A 16,844-nucleotide genomic window follows, 5' to 3' on the forward strand; every position below is an offset into this window, starting at 1 on the left:
GTCAGAGCCAGGCGCCGGTGGGGTCGTCGGTCATCGGCGGGGTCGCGCGGACGTCGAGCACCGGGTTGTCGGCGGGGCCGGGCCGGCTGGAGGTGAGGGCGAGGGCGGCGGCGACGGTGTCGCTGAGGGTGTCGCGCACGGGGGCGCCGTGGCGGTGTGCGACCCAGATCAGGTAGCGGTTGCGCTCGGGGGCGGCGCAGTCCGGCGGGCAGCCGAGCACCACGCGGCCGGTCGCGATGTCCAACCCGAACTCAACGTTGGTGGTGAAGCCGGGCATCGTCGTGAGGTCGCGGGGGATCCAGAAGAGGATCGCGTCGGCTGCGGCCCGGGCGGCGGTCTCCCACTCGACCTGGTCGTCGTAGTGCGCAGCGCGGCGCCCGCCCCGGGACTCGGGGGAGAGCACGGTCAGCGGGCCGGGGCCGGCCCATTGGGCGCCCAGCTCGGCGACGGCGGCCGGCCTCCAGGAGTCGACGGGGCCGCCGAGTCGTGGAGTGGGCCCGGCGAGGAACACGGACGGCCCGTGGGTGGGCAGGGGCTCGCGGGCCATGACGAGGTGGAGGTTCACGCGGTGGCTCCGTTCCGGGCGGCGTGCTGCGGGGTCCAGGGCAGGGGCAGGCCGTCCCCGTCGGTGCGGGGGACGACGTGCAGGTGCAGGTGGAAGACCGTCTGGGTGGCCGCGGTGCCCTTGGAGGTGAGGACGTTGGCGTTGGGCAGGCCGGCGGCGAGTTCGGCGGCGCGCGCCATGGTGGCGGCGGAGACGGCCGGGTCGCTGCCGACGTCCGCCACGTGCTGGCGGGGGATCACCAGCAGGTGCCCGTCGGCGACGCCGCCGCTGCGCGGGCGGATCGCGATGGCGTCGCTCCACTCGCGGACGACGTCGGCGGGCGACTCCCCGGTGACGATGGCGCAGAAGGCGCAGTTCGAGACCGACACGGTGATCGGTTCCCTTCTCGGCGGTGGGTCCGGCCGGACGGCCGCGCCGCGCACCACAGCGCTGCGGCCGCCCGGCCTGGCTGGCCGGTGGGCGGAGCGTCGTGGTGAGCAGCGTGGGGGCCCGGCCGGTCAGGCGAGGGTGAGGAGCGCGGCGGTGGCGACGGTGACCACGGCGACGACGCTCAGGCGGCAGGCCCAGATGAGCAGGCGCATCTTGCGCTCGCACAGGACGGACAGGGCGTGGAGCCGGTGGGGCCGGACGTCCTCGGCGAGGGCGAGGAGGATCTGCTCGGGGTCGGTGGCCCAGTCGCCAGCCCAGCGGGAGAACCCGTTGGTGCGGGCGGAGTCGAGTCGGGGTTTGACGACCAGGACGGCGAGGACGGCGGCGGCGATCATGCTGACGGTGCCGATGGCGGCCGGGACGACGGCGTAGGCGGGCGCCTTGCCGAGGGCGGCGACCGCGGCGACCAACACGCCGTCGATGGTGAGCACGAGTCCGGCCTTGCTGTCGGTGCGGGCGATATCCGCGTGGGTTGCCGAGATTTCGCGGTCGAGGGCCTGGTCGATGACGCCGGTCTCGGTGGCGGTGGTGGTGTCCATCGTGGGTGTTCCCTCCCTGTGGGTCGGTCCGGGTGGCCGCGGCGCTCACCGGTCCCGCCCGGCCCGCCGGCGGGGCACCGGGGGCGGGGCGGGAACGGCGGGCAGCGGCTGCCGGGGTGTCAGTTCGCCGGGCAGTCGGCGGTGGCGGGCGCGGCGAGCGTGCTGGTGGCGGCGTGCCGGATGCGCTGTTCGAGCTGCTCGGCCTGGCGGGCGGCGTCGATCAGCGCCTGGTAGAGGGCGCGCTGGTCGGGGTCGGCCAGGTTGAGGTTGGTCTCGGAGGCGCCGGCCAGGCTGTTCAGGTACGCGGTGACGGCCGCCTGGTCGCGGTGGAGGTCGAGGAGGGCGGCCTGGAAGTTCAGCGGGCCGGTCAGCGCCCGCTGCATCGTGCGGGCCTCGGCGGGCTGGGTGGTCCAGGCCCGGTCGTGGGCGGCGGTCAGGGCGGCGGCCAGCGCGGTGCGGTCCTCGGTCGCGCGGCCGTGGCCGAGGGCGCGGGCCAGGAAGCGCGGGGTCCAGTCGGGCAGGTTCACGGGGTCCTCCAGGGTGGTTGTGGTGTGGGTGTGGGCTGGGCTCCCGCCGTCCCGGCAGGCGTGCGGGCGTGGCGGGGTGACCGGCCGTCGGGCTGGCGGCCGGTGGTACCGAGAGGGGGGTGGTGCGCGTCCGGGTCGTGAGCCCGCGCCGGCCGGTGCCGGGGACGCGCTGGCGGGTCAGCTGGTCGGCTTGGCCATCGAGCGGCACTCCGTGGCGTGGCCGTTCGCGTCGAGGTGGGCCTCCCGCCGCTCGTTCGGCAGGTACGGGTCGCCGTAGACGCCGACGGTGCCGACGGTGCCGCAGCCGTTGCACTTCCAGGTGAAGCCGTCCACCTCGCGGTAGGTGTCGCCGACGTAGGGGCGGCCCTTCGGGAGGAACCTGGTGCGGAAGCGGATGCTCGTCAGGTCGACGTGGGCGCCGCCGACGGTGATGTAGCGGGCGAGGACGTTCTCGGGCCAGGCTGCGGTCCACACGGTGCTGGTGGTGCTGCTGCTCATCGGGTTTCCCTCCCCGAGCTGCTCCGGGACGCGGTGTCCCGGATGGTGCGCGCCTGGGTCGTGAACCCTCGCCGGCCTGGTGCCGGAGGCGCGCTGGCGGTGGATCAGCCGCCGGCGCCGTAGCGCTTGGTCTGCTTGAGGACGTGGTCGCGGGTGAAGCCGGTCTCGGCCGCGGCGTCGGACTGGAGGACCTGGCCGGTGCTGATCAGCTCCCCGATGGCGGCCCACATCTCGGCGTCCGCGTCGGTCTTGGCCTTCTCGGCGTCGGCGTGGATCTTGTCGCGCGTCTTCTTGAGCGCGGCGATGCGGGCGCGGCCTTCGGTACGGGTGGTCTGGTCGGGGCGGGGCATGACGGGCTCCTGGCGCTCGGGCGGCTGCTGGTCTGCATTCACGGAGAATGCAGACTCGCAGTCTGCCCTGCGTACGGCCGGAGCGGGCCGAGCGGAGGTCACTCGATGGTCCAGCCGCCGCTGCGCCAGGCGCGCTCGGCGTCGTTGGCCAGGATCCGGGCCAGGCGGGTCCAGCCGGGGAGGGTGAACCAGCGCATCCGGGGCTCGGCCCAGCGCAGCGCGAACATGATCTGCTGGGCCTGGTCCGCGGTGAAGACGAGCTCACCGCGGAATTCGCCGTCCAGGGCGGTGAGGAACGTGCGGATGGTGGCGCTGTCGCCGATGCGGGCCCACCGCAGCCGGCGGGCGAGGCGCTGGGTGGTGAGGCAGCTGCGGTGTCCGGTGTTCTCGCCCCAGTAGATGCCCATGGCAGTTCCTTCCCGGTTGGCGGGAGAGGTTCCCGCCCAACCAAGTATGCAGACTCAGACTATGCATGTCCAGACTATGCATTCACGGGGTTGGGCGGCTCCGTGCACCACCGGGCCCCGCCCGCCGGGCCTGGCTGGCACCGGGGCGGGGCGCGGTGGTGGGCAGAGTCAGCGCCCGGACTCGAGGCACTCGCAGTTCGGGGCGGGCTGCCAGCCGTCGGGGGTGCGCGTGCGGGTGGGGCCGGCGCCGGGGATGCCGCTGCCGCCGCAGGTGGTGCAGGAGGCGTCGGCTCCGGGGTCGAGGGCCCATTCGAGCCCGCAGGAGCGGCAGCGGGCGCAGTCCGCGTAGTCGTCGCTGGTCGAATCCGGCTCGCCGTACTCGTCGGCACCGGGCGTCTGGCAGCGCGGGCACGTGATCGTGTACTGCCGGGTGCGTACGGCGTGGCCGAGGGGGTCGGCGGCGACCGCCAGCAGCGCCTGGTAGTTGGCGGCATCGATCGCAGCGACCCGGTGGGCGAGCAGGAGGGCGCCCTCGCGGGTGTGGCGGAAGGCGGCGGCGCGACCGGTGTCCCGGACGGGCCGCCAGCCCTCGTCCTCGATCCAGGCCCGCAGGCTGACCAGGGAACCGTCGGTCACCGCCCAGCCGTCGCCGGGCTCGTCGCGGCGCACGACGACCTCGCCGTACCCGCCGACCGGGCCCTGGGGGATCGGCACGCGGAACTCAACGGCCAGCTGCAGCTGCTGCTCGGCGGACAAGGTGCTGTTCATCTGTCTCCCTGCATCTTGTTTCGGGATCGCCCGGGCCGGTCAGGCCGCGGCGGTCAGGGCCTGGTCGAGGGCGACGCCGCGCAGCGCGGTCAGCACGTAGTCGCGGAGCCGGTCCTCCAGCAGGGCCGCGAAGGCGAGGGCCTCGGCGCGCATCGCGGCGTAGTGGGCCGCGGTGCGGCCGAACTCGTCGGCGGCGGCGTGGGCGGCGTCGATGGCGAGCCGGCTGACCGTCCAGAGGGCGGCGGAGCGGCGGGAGCTGCTGGCGACGGAGAGGGCCATCTGCTTGGCGTTCATGCCGCTGGCGGCTTCGGGCTCGCGGCTGTTGCACAGCCGCCAGTCCTCGTACGCCTGGTGGACGCGGTCCGGGTCGGCGGTGTGGGTGGCGGCCCAGGTGCGGGCGAGGTCGGGGAGCTGGTGGTCGATCAGGTCAAGGACCTGGCGGCCGCGCGGGCCGAGCGCCTGCCAGGATTCGGCTTCCTGCACGACGCGGATCTGGTGGGCGAACAGCCGGTGCGCGCTGTCGCGCCCGCCCCAGGTGCCGGTGGTGCCGAGCGGTTCGACGATCCACAGCCGCCGGGGCCAGCCGGGCACGTCCGCCAGGACCTCGCCGGGCGCGGTGACCGTGCGGAAGTAGCTGAACGGGGTCTCGTCGTACCAGAGGTTCTTGCAGGGGTTGGGGTGGTCGATGGTCGTGCCGACCGCGTCGGCCAGGTTGACCGGGGTGCCGGCGGCGAGGCTGGCCGGGATGATTCCGTCCGCGTTGGTGGCCAGGTAGTGGGTGGCGGGCTTCTTCGTGCGCACGGCGGTGGTCCTTCCAGACGGCGGGTACGGGCCGGGTGGCCGCGCCGCGCACCACGGCGCCCGCTGTCCCGGCCTGGGTGGCGGGGGCGGCGGGCACGGTGGTGGGCAGCGTCAGTGCCCGGACGGTCAGTGGACGGCGCTCCAGATGAGCAGCAGGATCACGGCGATCCCGACGAGGACGGCCTTGGGCGAGATGCTGGTGGTGGCTTGCAGGCGCCGTATCTCGGCGTGGATGGCGTCGCATTCGGCCTGGATCCCGGAGTGGGCCTTGCTGCCAGGGGTGAGGCCGGACAGGATCGCCGAGCGGTGGTGAAGGCGTTCGTAGAGGGCCGCGATCTGTGCGTCGCGGGAGATGGCCAGGGCCACGGCGGGTGCCTCTCGGTCGGCGGTGCGGAGCGGGCGGGGGCCGGGCGGGCCGGTGCTCGGTGCACCGGCCCGCCCGGGAGGGTCAGCGCTGGTCGAAGGGCGAGGTGGGCGCCGGGACGGCCGGGCGGGGCCGTCCCGTCTTGCACTCGGGGGCCTGGATGGTGATCTGCGGCTGGACGTCGGTGCGGTTGATCACCATCGGGCGCAGCGAGAAGCTCAGGCCGCGCAGGGCGAACAGGGAGACGGCCGCGATGGCGGCGGCGGTCAGGCCGACGGCTACCGGGCGACCGGTGTCGGGGGCGGCGTACCAGACCATGGCGAGGGTGGCGGTAGACCATGCCGTCCAGCTGGCGCGCGCGATGGCGCCGCGGGTGATGAACGACAGCAGGGCGGCGATCAGGCCAAGCGTCTTCCACGCGCCGTAGGCGGTGGCCGCGCTGAGCGGGTAGGCCTGGTGGGCGTTGAGGTAGGCGTGGATGGGGCCGGTGACGGCGACGCGCAGGCCGTCGCCGCCGGCGGGCAGGTCCTGCGGCAGGTGCACGGCGCCGATCACGGCGCCGGCCGCGTTGAACAGGATGCCGCCGACGGTGCCCACCACCAGGACGACGAAGGCGATCGCGACCAGGTACGCGAGAGCGCGCACCCACGGCTCGGCGCCGGAGAAGTCGTCCAGGCCGGCCGCCAGCTCGCGGCGGCGCCGGTCGAGCCAGCCGCCAGGGGCGGTCAGGGTGCGGACCCGGCGGCCGGCCGACTCTCGGACGCTGACGCTCGGCTGCTCCTGGGGGACGGTGGGCTCGGTGTGCTGGTTCACGGGGTGCTGCTCCTGTTCGGGTTGGTGTGCTGGGGGCGTAGCCGGGGCCCGCCCCGGCGGTGCGGGGCGGGCGGGGTGAGGCGGGGTCAGCCGTTGAGGCGGATCGGCATCAGCAGGTGCTGGTAGTCGGTGTCGGCGAGTTCGCCGGAGTGCCCGGTGAGCAGGGCGGGCTTGGTGGCCGAGGTGGCGTGCAGCCGGGCTTCGGGCGCGGCGAGCGCCTTGAGGGCGTCGGCGAGGTAGCCGGGGTTGAACGCGATGGTGCCGCCGTCGAGGTGGCCCGTGGTGTTGCAGGGGATGCGGTCGACGGCGTGGGCGTCGTCGCCGTGCCCGGCCTCCAGGAGCAGCTGCCTGCCGTCGTCGGTGACGGTCAGCCGGACCGGGGTCTTGTCGGAGGCGACCAGGGCGACGCGCTTGAGCGCGGCGAGCGCCTCGTCGGTGGGGACGGTGACGGTCAGCTCGGCGTCGGCCGGGGTGGGGAACACGCCGCGGTGGCGCGGGAAGTCGCCGTCGAGCAGCCGGGTTCCGATGGAGGAGCCGGCGGTGGTGAGGGTGAGCTGGCCGTCCGACCAGCCGACGGCGACCGGGTGCTCGCCGGTCATCGCGCGGGTGGCCTCGGCGAGGAACTTCGCCGGGATGAGGACGCCGTCGTCGTCGGCCTTGTCCTTCTTCTTGCCGGTCTTGGGCGTCACCGCCGGGAGGGTGCCGGTGGGCTGGACGGTCAGCTCGCGCACGGCGAAGCGGTAGCGGTCGGTGGCGGCCAGGGTGATCCGGTCGTCCTCGAGGAGCAGCTGCACGGCGGTCAGCACCGGCAGGCTCTCCTCGGTGCTCGCGGCGACGGCGACCTGGGCGACTGCGTCGGCGAGCGCGTCGGCCTGGACGGTGAGCACGGTGTCCGGCACGCCGGGCAGCTGCGGGTACTCCTCGACCGGCAGGGTCGGCAGCGTGAACTTCGCCGTGCCGGAAGTGACGAGCAGCCGGGAGCCGGACAGCTCGATGTCGACTTCGGCCGCCTTCGGCAGGGTCTTGCAGATCTCGTTGAGGAGGCGGCCGGAGACCAGCGCGGTGCCGTCGTCGGCGATCTCCGCGTCCACGCGGGTGGTCGCCGCGGTCTCGTAGTCGAAGGCCGCCAGGTGCAGGCCGCGCTCGTCGGTGCGCAGCAGGATGCCGGCCAGGACCGGGACCGGCGGGCGGGTGGGCAGGGCGCGGGCGGCGAAGGCGACGGCCTCGGCGAGCACGTTGGCGAAGACGCGGAGCTTCACGGTGTCCTCCAGGACGGTGGCGGTGGATCAGGCGGCGTTGGTGAGGGCGGCGAGCTGTTCGCGCTCGTCGTCGGACAGCTCGCTGCACGGCACGCAGGAGCCGAGGGTCTTGAGCGGGAGGCAGGCGTCGTAGCGGGTGAGGCACAGCGGGCACGTCTGGCGGGCGGCCATCGCCCGGTCAAGGGCTTCGGCCCGGCCCGGCGTCATCGGCCGCACGGGCAGGGCCTGGTCGATCCGGTACAGGTACGCGATCCGCTTTCCGCGGCGGCAGACCACCTGCGCGGCGGGCTCCTGGCCGCCGGGGCGAAGGCCCATCGCGCGCAGCTGGCGGCGGGTGTGCAGGCCGGGGTCGGCGTAGCGCCAGGGCCAAGTCGGCAGGCCGCCGTGGTCCTCACCGGAGGGGTCGAGGTCGGATGCGCGCACGGCCAGGGTCTCCTTCTCTGCTGGGTGGGCGGCGGTGCTGGCGGCGGATCGGAGGGGCGGTGCGCCGCCGCCAGTCCCGGCCGGGGGGCCGGCGGGGCGGGCGGCGGCGCGGTTGGGTCGGTGTCAGTCGCGGACGGCGGGCAGGGCGGCGGGGGAGTTGGTCTTGGCCTGGCGGGCCTGGGCGGCGAGCCAGGCCCCGGCGGCGGTCATCAGCCGGCCGTCGCCGAGGGAGTCCAGCGGGGCGGTGTCGATGTCGTGCATCAGCTCGGCCGGGTCGAGCGGCCGCATGAAGACGACCGGGGCGAAGCGGATGACCTCCCGGGTGACCAGCACGACCAGGTCGGCCTTGTCCTCGCGGTGGTGGCTGTCGACCAGGACCTTGCAGATCTGGGTGTGGTCGGGGTGGCCGGTCAGGTAGCGGTCCATGTCGCGGAACAGGACGTAGGTGCCGGGGGTCGGCTTGACGGGGGCCGGGGTGGTGGAGGAGTGGGTGGCGGGCTGCTGCATGGTGCGGTCCCTCTCGTCGCGCGGTGTCGGCCGGTCGGCCGGCCCCGTCCCCGGAAGGCGGCCCGCCCGCCCGGCCGGGGTCGGCGGGGCGGGCGGAGGTGCGCCGGGGGCGAGACCGGGCGGCCGGTCAGCGGACGTTGTTGTTGACCGTGCCCTTCCATCCGGCGCTCTGCTTGCCGATGGTGACCTCGGTGTGCCGGTGGAACATCGCGAGGACGGGGCCGGACGCGGTGGAGCCGTCGCCGCTGGCGGTCGCCCCGGTGCCGGCGCTGGAGGCGACGGAGCGGAGCTTGCCGAGAAGCGCGGCGACGCCGATCACCACGGCGGCCACCGTGGCGGCCGCCCACATCAGCACCTTGCCGATCTGGTCCGCGTACGGGGCGACCTCGCCGACCCCGGCGCCGACCATCCAGGTCAGGCCGCCGAGGGTGAGCGCTCCGGCGCAGCCGTAGAGGATGCCCTGACGCAGTGCCAGCGGCAGCCCCTGCTCGGCGGCGGGCTGCGCCTGGGCGGCCGGGGCCGGGGCGGGCTGCGCCTGGGCGGCGGCCGCAGCGGCGAGCGGGTTGTGCACGGGGACGGCGATGACCTTGCCGTCGACCAGGGCGGGGATCAGGGCCGGGGTGGTGGGGGAGGGCTGGAGCGGGACGGCGACGACCTGGCCGTCGAGCGAGGCCGGGACGAAGCCCTCCTGGAGGAGGTAGGCGTTGAGGTCGACGGCCTGGTCGGCGGCGATGGTGGCGGGGCTGGTGTAGATGCTGTCCACGGGGTGCTCCAAGGGGGGGCGGGGATGGGCTTGCTGGGTCTGGGGGCGCCGGGCGCCTTCTGGGGCCGCCGGGCCCGCAACCGGTGGTCGGGGCGGGTCCGGCGGCCCTCGGAGAGGCCGGGAGCGGGCGGGGTTACTGCTCGGGGGTCCAGGTGCGGAACAGGCGGGCGGGGGCGGCCGGGTGGGGGGCGTGGGTGCCCAGGCCCGGGGTGAGGCGGGCGGTCATGGTGACCTGGTGGGCGTGGCGCAGGGCGGTGGTGGTCAGCGGGAGCGGGGGCTGGAACACCACGCCCCAGGTCTCGATGCGCAGGCTGAACCCGGCCAGGCGGCCGGTGAGTGCGATCTCCCCGACCAGGCGCACCGTCTCCTCGCAGGTGGACAGGTGGGGCCAGTCGCCGAGGGTGAGGGTGATCAGCGGGTGCTCGGGGCTGGGGAAGTAGGCCGTGGTGTCGCCGGTCTCGCCCAGGCGGCCGCGCAGCAGGCCGACCGCTTCGCGCAGCAGGGTGACGGTGTCGGCCTTGGTGGTCGCGGTGCGGGCGGCCAGGCCCGGGCGGGCGCCGTAGGGGTCGGCGACCCACGGCTCGGTGAGCGGGCAGGCGTGCTCGGCGGCGACCAGGTGGTCGATCAGCGTGCTGGACCCGGCGCCGGTGCGGGCGCTGATGTGCAGGTGCACGGCGCCGTTGGTGTTCCACAGCGGCACTCGGGCCGCGGTGCCGTCGGCGTAGCGGCCGATGGCGACGGTGCCGGTGGCGGTGTCGATGAGCTGGTCGGCCGGCGGGCGGGGCGCCGGGTCGGCGAGCTGGGCGGTCTCCTGGTGCTGGCGGGTCAGTTCGGCGTAGCGGGCGAGAGCGGCGGCGGAGGTCATGGGCTGTTCCCTTCGGGAGACGGTCGTGCCCGCCGCCCGGTGGTGGGCGGCGGGCACGGTCAAGGTGTCGGTGGCGGGTGGTGGTCAGTCGTTGATGCGGCTGGTGCGGCCGAGCGCGAGGATTTCGCGGAGCAGGCGGGTCGTCTCGGGGGAGTGCTTGCCGGTGCGGGGCTGGCCGGCCAGGTATGCGGCCTCGTCGAGGATGAAGACGACCTGGCGGGGCGGGCCGGGCGGCAGCTCGGGGTGCCGGGGCGCGGCGGGCAGCGCCTGGCGCTGGCGCAGTTCCATCGCCGCGCGCAGGGCGGTGAGCGTCTCCTCGACGGTGGTGGGCGGGCGGAGCCGTACACGCGGGTCGAGGGAGGCCTGGGCGAGGAGCAGGTCGACGGCGCCGACCGTGCCGGTGCCGAGCAGGGCGGGGGCGGGGTGGGTGTTCACGGCGGGGTCCTTCCGGTCGGTGGTGCTGGCGGGCGGGGTGGCGGATGGTCAGAAGCGGATGCTGCCGATGAGGTGGACCAGGCCGGCGAGGAGCTGGTTGATGGTCGGGCCCAGGCCGGTGCTGGCGAGGGTGAAGCCGAACAGGATGAGCGTCAGCCCGGAGAGGACGCGGACGGTTCCGTTGCGGTAGAGGAAGACGGTGATGATGCCGAAGACGAAGGCGAGGGAAGCGGAGACGACCACGGGGGCTCCAGGGCAGGACGGGGCCGGGGCAGCCGCGTCGGGCTGCCCCGGGCCGGGGTGGCGGGGTGTCAGCTGGGCAGGGTGTAGCGGCCGCCGCCGAGGGCGACGATCCGGTCGGCCTTGCCGAGGGCGGTGAGGTTGTTGCGCACGACCGGGGCGCTGACGGGCTTGCCGCCGTCGGCGTTGACGGCGGCGAACAGCTCGTCGAAGTCGAGCACCTGCTGCCCGTCCTCGTCCTCGTCGGCGTCCTCCAGGGCGCGCAGGACGCGGGCGGCGACGGTGGCCTTGCCAGTGCCGGCGCTCTTCTGCTCGGCGGCGGCCTGCTCGGCCAGGCGCTTCGTCTCCTCCTTCGCGGCCTCGACCAGGTGGGCGGGGCCGTCGCCGTCGCGGGTCAGGTAGGCCGGGCCGGCGGCCTCGTGCGAGGTGGCCTCCAGGTGGGCGGGCTCGCCCGGCCCGTACAGGTCGAGGATGAGCGGGTCCAGGCCCTCGACCTCGTGCATGGAGCCGACCGGGAAGAACCGCATCATCGCGGTCGGCCGGTCACTGCCGAGGAGGTAGGCCATGCCGCCGGTGTTGCCGCCGGGCTTGGGCTTGACCAGGCCGCGGGCGGAGGTGAACCGGGAGCGCAGCAGCGGCGGGCCGGAGCGCTTGGGGATGGGAACGATGTGCGTGCCCGGGGGGAGCAGGCCGTCGGAGACCAGCGACTGCATCATCGAGCTGGACCAGCGCAGCAGGATGGTCTCGCCTTCCTTGAGCATGCCGCGCAGGGTGTCGGAGCCGCCGAGCTCGTCCACGTGCGAGGCCTGCGCCGCGATCGAGATGCCGACCCCGACCGAGCGGCCGGTGCGGCCGAGTTCCTTGATGAGCGCTGCGACCTTGTCCCGGTACGGCGCGCCCTTCTCCAGCGCCCGGTTCGCCTCGTCGATGCGCACCGACAGCAGCGGGTCGGGCCGGTTGATGATGAACGAGCTGCGGCCCATCGCGGCGTAGCGGCGCATCCGCTCCTCGGCGACGCGCACCGCCGCCTGGAGCATCGCGAGCAGGCCCTCCTGGGTGGTGACCCGCCAGTCGACCTGACCGGCGGCCTCCGGCACCGACTGCCCGCCCTTGAGGTCGGCGAGCCAGGAGACGATCCCGCTCCGCTTCTCGGCGGCCAGGATCAGCTGCAGAGCGCGGGACTTGCCGGCGCCGGTGGTGCCGAACAGGGCGCCGCGCTGTGCCCCGGAGCCGGGGACGTAGAGGCGGATCTGGGCGGGCTGGCCGTCGTGGTAGCGGCCCACGGTCAGCCAGCCCTGCGCGTCGATCACCAGGTCTTCGCCGCGGACGGGCTCCAGCTTCTCCAGCGGCGGGTCGCGGTAGATGGTGACCAGGGCGCGGGTGAGGCCGTCCGTCTCCACCGCCATGCAGGAGGTGTCGAGGATCTCCAGGGAGGAGGCCAGGGCCCGCAGGTCGTAGGTGAGGAGCTTTCCGGGAGGGACCTGGACCTCCAGCTCCATGACGTCGACGTCCAGGCCGAGCGGCGCCGGGGCCATGGTGGTGGTCATTCGGGACGCAGCACCTCTTCCATCTCGCCGGTCTTGGTGTTGCCTCGCCGGATGGCGATCAGCTGGGAGTGGGGCATGGCGCCCGGGGCGATCTCCTTCTCCCAGCGGGTGAACGGGTCGATCTCCTGCTTGGCGACCTCGGCGCCGGTGCGCTCGGTGACGACCAGCTGGCGGCGGCCGGCGCCGTGGCCCTTGACCGCCGTGATGGAGATGAACTCCTCGGGGATGTTGGTGATCGCCGAGATCGCGGCGATCGGGATGTCGGGCACCGGGCGGCCGCCCTCGGCGACGATCTGCGCCCGCCACTCGGTGCGGCCCTCGAACACGGCGTGCTCGAGGAACGTGCCGGCGGCCGGGGACCGGTCCATCTGCGCCCACTGCGACCAGGAGAGGACCAGCTGATCCGCCAGTGTGGTGGGCACCAGGGCCTGCGGCCGGTAGTCCGGGGTGGCTGGCACCTGGGCGCTGGGGCGGACCAGTTCGCGGGCCAGGTGGCTGGGGCGCTGCCACCAGGTGACGCCCGCCCAGACGGCGACGGCCAAGCCTTCGCCCCAGTGCACGCCCGGGATGATCCGGAAGGCGACCATCTCGCCGAGCAGGATCGCGGGCGGCGTCGCGTACAGGACGCTGAGCACGCCGGGGGTGCTGCGCCGCCAGGGCTGGATGGAGACGGCGGCGGACAGGACGGTGGTGCCGAGGACGACCGGGGTCGCGACGGGCAGCACGTGCGGGGTGAAGATGCTGGCGGTCAGGGCGGCGGCCCCGGCCGCGGTGGCGGCGCGGCCCGCGAGGTGGCGGGCCCGGTCGAGCTTCGGCACGGCGGTTCTCCTATCTCAGTGAGCGAGGCGGGCGTAGAGCTCGCCGAGCAGCCACAGGGCGCCGGCGGTGATGACCAGGGCGGCCAGCAGCCGGGCGGGCAGGCACTGCGGCGTGGTGGTGTCGCGGTTGTCGGGGGCCACGGGGTGGTCCTTCCGGGTTCGGGTGCGGTGCTGCCCGGCACCGCGAGGTGCGGTGCCGGGCAGCGGCGGGACGGTGAGGGTGGGTCAGCGGTTGGCGTAGAACTCGCGGTTGGCCGGTTCGACGGGCATGTTCTGGAACGCCTCGGTGACGGCGCCGTAGTCGGCCTGGTGCGCCTCGGAGGCCTCGTCGAACAGGCTCGACATCTCCTCGCACTCCTGGGCCATGGTGGTGGCGTTGGCGAGCGCGCCGCGCATGATGTTCGCGGCCTCGTGGTGTTCGGCGACGGTGTCGGCGTCGACGTTCATGCTGGCGGCCATCTCGGCGAGCTGGTCGACGCTGGCCGCGCAGTCGCCGACGTACTCGAACGTGGACTTGGCGAGGGCGGCCATGTGGCGCAGGGCCAGGCCGGCCTTGGCGAGGCGGGCGATCAGGATGCCGTAGCGGACGCCGTCGGCGACCACCTCGACGGCGGCGGAGACGACGCCCCGGGCGGCGGGAAGCAGGTCGGACACTGCTTACTCCTTGTGGTAGTGGGTCTCGGCCGGAGCGGCGTAGCCGTGGTCGCGGGTGACGTCGGCGGGCCGCTGGTGCTTGGCGGCGGCGTTGGTCCCGGCGGTCTTGATGGCCTCGGACGCGGCCGGCAGGGCGGCGGCCAGGGCCTCGGCCTCGCTCTTGACCCGGCCGGCCTTCTCCAGCAGCCGGTTGCAGTAGCCGAGCAGGCGGCCGGGGATCTTGAGCTGCATCACCTGGGCCTTGAGGTTCTCCAGGTGGTGCTCCAGGTCCTCGCACGCCGACGCGGCTTCCTTCGCCTCGTCGACGCGGTCGAGGATCTCCTCGGCGGCGGCCTCGTCGGCCTCCACCAGGTCGTAGATGTTCAGTTCGGAGTCGGCCGAAGGCGCGTACACCTCGACGGATGCGGTCATGTGGTTCCTCACGGCGGTGGTCGTGCCGCCCCCACCGGTCACCGGCGCGGACCCGGTGGGCGCGGACCCGGTGGAGGCGGGGAGCGCGGCGGGCGGGTCGGGCGGCGGGGGCTGCTTGGGGATGCGCTCCAGGGTGATCGTGGTCTCGTGGACCATCCCGGGCGGCGGGGCCGCCCGGCCCCGGTGGGCCGAGGGCCCCGTCCCGGTGCGCGTGCCCGACGACCTGGAGCCCGTCGTGGAGCCGGTGGCGGAGGTGCGGGCGTTGGTGCGCTCCCAGCGGGCCCGCGTCCCGGCCTTCGCGGACGCGGTTCCCGTCGAGGACGGGCCGCCTGTGGTCGGGCCGGAGGCCGGGCCCGTGGACCCGCGCTTCGGCCGCTTGGCCCAGGCGGCCTTCGCCTTCGCCGCGGCCCGCTTCGCGTAGACCCCCGGGCCTTTGCCCGACCCGGCGGCCTTGGTCTTCTTCGCCTTCGCGGTGGTGGCCTTGGTCGTCGAGGTGCCGGACGCCTTGCCCTTGGTGGGCGGCTTGACCCCGGGCTTGGTGGTGCTGGCCGTCGTCATCTTCGGCGTGCCGGACCCGGTGGCGGCTGCGGGCTTCTTCTTCCCCTTCTTCTTGGGCTTGCGCTTCTTCGGCGCCCGCCAGACCGGGGTGTGGTTCTTGCGGCGCCTGTCGAGGCGCCGCTCGGCCTCCTCGCTGATCGCCGCGCCCAGCGTGGTGCGGCTCCCCGGGGTCGAGCCCGACCCGCTGCCGGTGCTGCCCTTCTTGCCCGCGCCGGTGGACCCGCCCTTGGCCGGGCCGCCCGAGCTCCCGCCCTTCTTCGTGCTGGCGGATCCGCCCGCCCCGGTGCCCGACGAACCGCCGGAGCTCTTCTTCGCCCCGGTGGTGGAGCCGCCCGCCGCCGAGCCGCCGGAGCCGGAACCGCCGGAGCCCTTCTTGGAGCCGGACGAGCTGGACGGGCCGGTGCTGTCCTTCTTGCCCGTCCCGGGCGTCCCGTCGGTGTTCTTGCGGTCCTTGTCCTTCCCGCGCTTCGACCGGTCCGGCGTGGTGCCGGTCTCGTCCCGCTGGCGGTCCGCCAGGCCGCGGCCCCGGCCGGGCGAGCGGCCGGCCCGCGTCGCCAAGCTGGCATCCGGCCTCGGCCGGTCCGGGCCGCCTCCCGTCTTGCCGCCCGGGCCGCGCTGTTGCGCGCCGAGCCGGTCACCGCCCTTACCGGGGCCGGTCTGGCTGGAGCGGAACGTGGCGGGCACCTGGCCGCCGCGGCCGGCCTGGCCGCCGCTCCCGCCGCCGGAACGGCCGGACCCTCCGGCTGCGCCCTGGCGCTGGCGGGCCTGCTGGCCCCACTCCGGGCCGGACTGGACCCGGCCGCCGCCCGCCGCGGTGGAGGACTTGGCGGCCTTGGCGTCCTTCGCCTTCTCCGCCGCCTCCTTCACCTGCCCGGCGCGGGCCTTGATCCAGGACGCGACACCGAACGTGCCGCGGGCCGCCGCGAGGGCGACGGCGGCGAAGGTGACCATCGACAGAGCGACCGTGTCGCGGACCGGGGCCGGGCCGCCTCCCCCTCCCGGCACGGGGGAAGCGGAGGGGGTGGCGACGGCGACCTCCCCGCCCCCGGCGGTGCTCTCCGGCAGCGCCGGAAGGACGGCCGGGGCCGCCGCGCGGCGGTGGCGGACCCGGGGGAAGGAGGGCGGCGCGGCCGGGGCGGCGGGTGCCGCAAGCGCCGGGGAAGGTGCCGGCGCGGGGGTGTTCGGGGTCGGCCCGATGGGCGGGCGCAGACCGATCCGGGGGTGCAGGGTGACCACGTTTCCGTCGTCGGAGTCGCTCAACTCGCCCTCCTCTCGATGTTGACAGTCAGTCACTGGTCTGGGAGCCTCGCGCGCGCGCATCGCGCGCGCGCCTTGGGGCCCCGTGATGAGCTCGCGGAGCCGGTGATGATGATGATTTCGGGCCCTCGGCCCGGTCACCCTCCGTGCTGGTTGCACCAGGCGTCGAGGTACTGGGCAAGCGCGTACCACTTGGTCGAGTCGCCGTTCTTCTCGGCGAACTTCGCGATCGCGCGGGCCCGGTCGAGCACCACCGCGGCGAGCTCCTGGTCGGTCTTCGCGGCGTCCTGGCGGTCCTTGTAGAACTTCGTCAGGTTCGCCAGGCGGCGCTCCACCGCCTGGCGCGCCGCCTTGTCGAGTGCCGTGCCGCTCACTGGCCGGTGCCCGTCTTGAACATGTCGAAGACCGGCGGGTAGGCGGGCTGGGCGGGCACGCCCGCCGCCGGCTGCCCGGCCTGGTCGCCGGCCTGCCCGGTGGCGTGGGCCGCCATCTGGCGGACCAGGTCGTTGACGTTGCCCGCGGTCCGGGCCACCTGCGCACCCTGGCCGGACTTCTCCAGGGCCTTGGCCTCGGCCTTCACCGCGCGGCGCTTGGGCAGCTCGACGTAGATGTTCTGGTGGGTGGCGCGCAGCTTGGCGGCCAGGGTGATGATGGCCTGCGCGTGTCCCTCCATCTGGTGGAGCAGCCGGGCGGTCTTCCAGGCGTGGTAGTTGGCCTCGAGCTTGTTGTCGCCGGCGGGCGGGTTGTGCTTGAGGTCGCCCTGGAGGTCGTTGGCCAGGGCGCGGAAGTCGTCCCGGTGCTCGCGGAAGATCTGGCGGATCTGGTCGGTGTACATCGCCATGCCGCCGGGGGCGAGCAGCTGGTCGGACTTCCATCCGAAGTCGCTGGTGTCGTCGTCGTAGGCCACGGTGGCCGTCCTTTCACGCGCTGGGGGGAAGGTTGTCGACCCGGGCTCCGGCCGGATGCACGGGTCTTAGGTGCTGCTCGGTGCCGTCGGCACCTTCGGCGGCCACCAGGACGCTGCGGGCGTCCTGGTGACCACCGGA

At 74.6% G+C, this 16,844-nt stretch carries 25 protein-coding genes; all 25 read right to left on the minus strand.

What is annotated here, in order from left to right; genetic code table 11:
* Position 1: 1 nt before the first annotated feature.
* A complete protein-coding gene (locus ACIP82_RS34870) occupies positions 2-565 on the minus strand; it encodes a nucleoside 2-deoxyribosyltransferase domain-containing protein (protein WP_400659314.1) in 564 nt (187 codons plus the stop codon).
* A complete protein-coding gene (locus tag ACIP82_RS34875) occupies positions 562-933 on the minus strand; it encodes an HIT family protein (protein WP_400659316.1) in 372 nt (123 codons plus the stop codon). Before ACIP82_RS34875 ends, ACIP82_RS34870 begins: the two co-directional genes overlap by 4 nt.
* Before the next feature lie 129 nt (positions 934-1,062).
* Positions 1,063-1,533 (minus strand): Pycsar system effector family protein, encoded by a 471-nt coding sequence (locus tag ACIP82_RS34880; RefSeq protein WP_400659317.1) that lies wholly within the window; start codon positions 1,531-1,533, stop codon positions 1,063-1,065.
* A gap of 119 nt (positions 1,534-1,652) precedes the next feature.
* Positions 1,653-2,060 (minus strand): hypothetical protein, encoded by a 408-nt coding sequence (locus ACIP82_RS34885; protein ID WP_400659319.1) that lies wholly within the window; start codon positions 2,058-2,060, stop codon positions 1,653-1,655.
* A 177-nt stretch (positions 2,061-2,237) separates the two neighbouring features.
* Positions 2,238-2,558, minus strand: coding sequence for a hypothetical protein (locus ACIP82_RS34890; RefSeq protein WP_400659321.1), 321 nt, complete (start codon positions 2,556-2,558; stop codon positions 2,238-2,240).
* A 104-nt stretch (positions 2,559-2,662) separates the two neighbouring features.
* The gene (locus ACIP82_RS34895) at positions 2,663-2,908 is read right to left on the minus strand and encodes a hypothetical protein (protein WP_400659323.1); all 246 of its coding nucleotides are present in this window, start codon (positions 2,906-2,908) and stop codon (positions 2,663-2,665) included.
* Between the two features lie 98 nt (positions 2,909-3,006).
* Entirely contained in the window at positions 3,007-3,315 is a 309-nt protein-coding gene (locus ACIP82_RS34900; protein WP_400659325.1) for a hypothetical protein, read from the minus strand.
* 168 nt (positions 3,316-3,483) lie between these two features.
* On the minus strand, positions 3,484-4,083 hold the full coding sequence (locus ACIP82_RS34905; protein ID WP_400659327.1) for a hypothetical protein: 600 nt from the start codon (positions 4,081-4,083) through the stop codon (positions 3,484-3,486).
* Positions 4,084-4,122: 39 nt separating this feature from the next.
* Positions 4,123-4,884, minus strand: coding sequence for a hypothetical protein (locus ACIP82_RS34910; protein WP_400659329.1), 762 nt, complete (start codon positions 4,882-4,884; stop codon positions 4,123-4,125).
* Between the two features lie 126 nt (positions 4,885-5,010).
* Entirely contained in the window at positions 5,011-5,250 is a 240-nt protein-coding gene (locus tag ACIP82_RS34915; RefSeq protein ID WP_400659331.1) for a hypothetical protein, read from the minus strand.
* 82 nt (positions 5,251-5,332) lie between these two features.
* Positions 5,333-6,061, minus strand: a complete 729-nt coding sequence (locus tag ACIP82_RS34920) for a hypothetical protein (protein ID WP_400659333.1) — start codon at positions 6,059-6,061, stop codon at positions 5,333-5,335.
* Positions 6,062-6,147: 86 nt separating this feature from the next.
* The gene (gene dnaN / locus ACIP82_RS34925) at positions 6,148-7,320 is read right to left on the minus strand and encodes a DNA polymerase III subunit beta (protein ID WP_400659335.1); all 1,173 of its coding nucleotides are present in this window, start codon (positions 7,318-7,320) and stop codon (positions 6,148-6,150) included.
* 27 nt (positions 7,321-7,347) lie between these two features.
* Positions 7,348-7,749: an RRQRL motif-containing zinc-binding protein gene (locus tag ACIP82_RS34930; RefSeq protein WP_400659412.1), complete on the minus strand. Its 402-nt coding sequence runs from the start codon at positions 7,747-7,749 to the stop codon at positions 7,348-7,350.
* A gap of 117 nt (positions 7,750-7,866) precedes the next feature.
* Positions 7,867-8,250 (minus strand): hypothetical protein, encoded by a 384-nt coding sequence (locus ACIP82_RS34935; protein ID WP_400659337.1) that lies wholly within the window; start codon positions 8,248-8,250, stop codon positions 7,867-7,869.
* Positions 8,251-8,377: 127 nt separating this feature from the next.
* Positions 8,378-9,013: a hypothetical protein gene (locus ACIP82_RS34940; protein WP_400659339.1), complete on the minus strand. Its 636-nt coding sequence runs from the start codon at positions 9,011-9,013 to the stop codon at positions 8,378-8,380.
* 133 nt (positions 9,014-9,146) lie between these two features.
* Positions 9,147-9,878, minus strand: coding sequence for a hypothetical protein (locus ACIP82_RS34945; RefSeq protein WP_400659341.1), 732 nt, complete (start codon positions 9,876-9,878; stop codon positions 9,147-9,149).
* Positions 9,879-9,962: 84 nt separating this feature from the next.
* Positions 9,963-10,313 (minus strand): hypothetical protein, encoded by a 351-nt coding sequence (locus ACIP82_RS34950; protein ID WP_400659343.1) that lies wholly within the window; start codon positions 10,311-10,313, stop codon positions 9,963-9,965.
* Between the two features lie 48 nt (positions 10,314-10,361).
* Positions 10,362-10,556: a hypothetical protein gene (locus ACIP82_RS34955; RefSeq protein ID WP_400659345.1), complete on the minus strand. Its 195-nt coding sequence runs from the start codon at positions 10,554-10,556 to the stop codon at positions 10,362-10,364.
* 68 nt (positions 10,557-10,624) lie between these two features.
* Positions 10,625-12,100, minus strand: coding sequence for a transfer protein (locus ACIP82_RS34960; protein WP_400659347.1), 1,476 nt, complete (start codon positions 12,098-12,100; stop codon positions 10,625-10,627).
* Positions 12,097-12,918, minus strand: coding sequence for a hypothetical protein (locus ACIP82_RS34965; RefSeq protein ID WP_400659348.1), 822 nt, complete (start codon positions 12,916-12,918; stop codon positions 12,097-12,099). Before ACIP82_RS34965 ends, ACIP82_RS34960 begins: the two co-directional genes overlap by 4 nt.
* A 15-nt stretch (positions 12,919-12,933) precedes the next feature.
* Positions 12,934-13,059, minus strand: a complete 126-nt coding sequence (locus tag ACIP82_RS34970; RefSeq protein ID WP_400659350.1) for a hypothetical protein — start codon at positions 13,057-13,059, stop codon at positions 12,934-12,936.
* 84 nt (positions 13,060-13,143) lie between these two features.
* Positions 13,144-13,572 carry a hypothetical protein gene (locus ACIP82_RS34975; protein WP_400659352.1) on the minus strand — a complete coding sequence of 143 codons (429 nt, stop codon included), beginning with the start codon at positions 13,570-13,572 and terminating at the stop codon, positions 13,144-13,146.
* A 3-nt stretch (positions 13,573-13,575) separates the two neighbouring features.
* A complete protein-coding gene (locus tag ACIP82_RS34980) occupies positions 13,576-15,801 on the minus strand; it encodes a hypothetical protein (RefSeq protein ID WP_400659354.1) in 2,226 nt (741 codons plus the stop codon).
* A gap of 134 nt (positions 15,802-15,935) precedes the next feature.
* Entirely contained in the window at positions 15,936-16,172 is a 237-nt protein-coding gene (locus ACIP82_RS34985) for a hypothetical protein (protein WP_400659356.1), read from the minus strand.
* A complete protein-coding gene (locus ACIP82_RS34990) occupies positions 16,169-16,705 on the minus strand; it encodes a hypothetical protein (RefSeq protein WP_400659358.1) in 537 nt (178 codons plus the stop codon). The genes ACIP82_RS34985 and ACIP82_RS34990 overlap by 4 nt, the downstream gene beginning before the upstream one ends.
* Between the last annotated feature and the right edge of the window lie 139 nt (positions 16,706-16,844).

It is taken from the genome of Kitasatospora sp. NPDC088548 (assembly GCF_044753005.1).
Taxonomy (GTDB): domain Bacteria; phylum Actinomycetota; class Actinomycetes; order Streptomycetales; family Streptomycetaceae; genus Kitasatospora.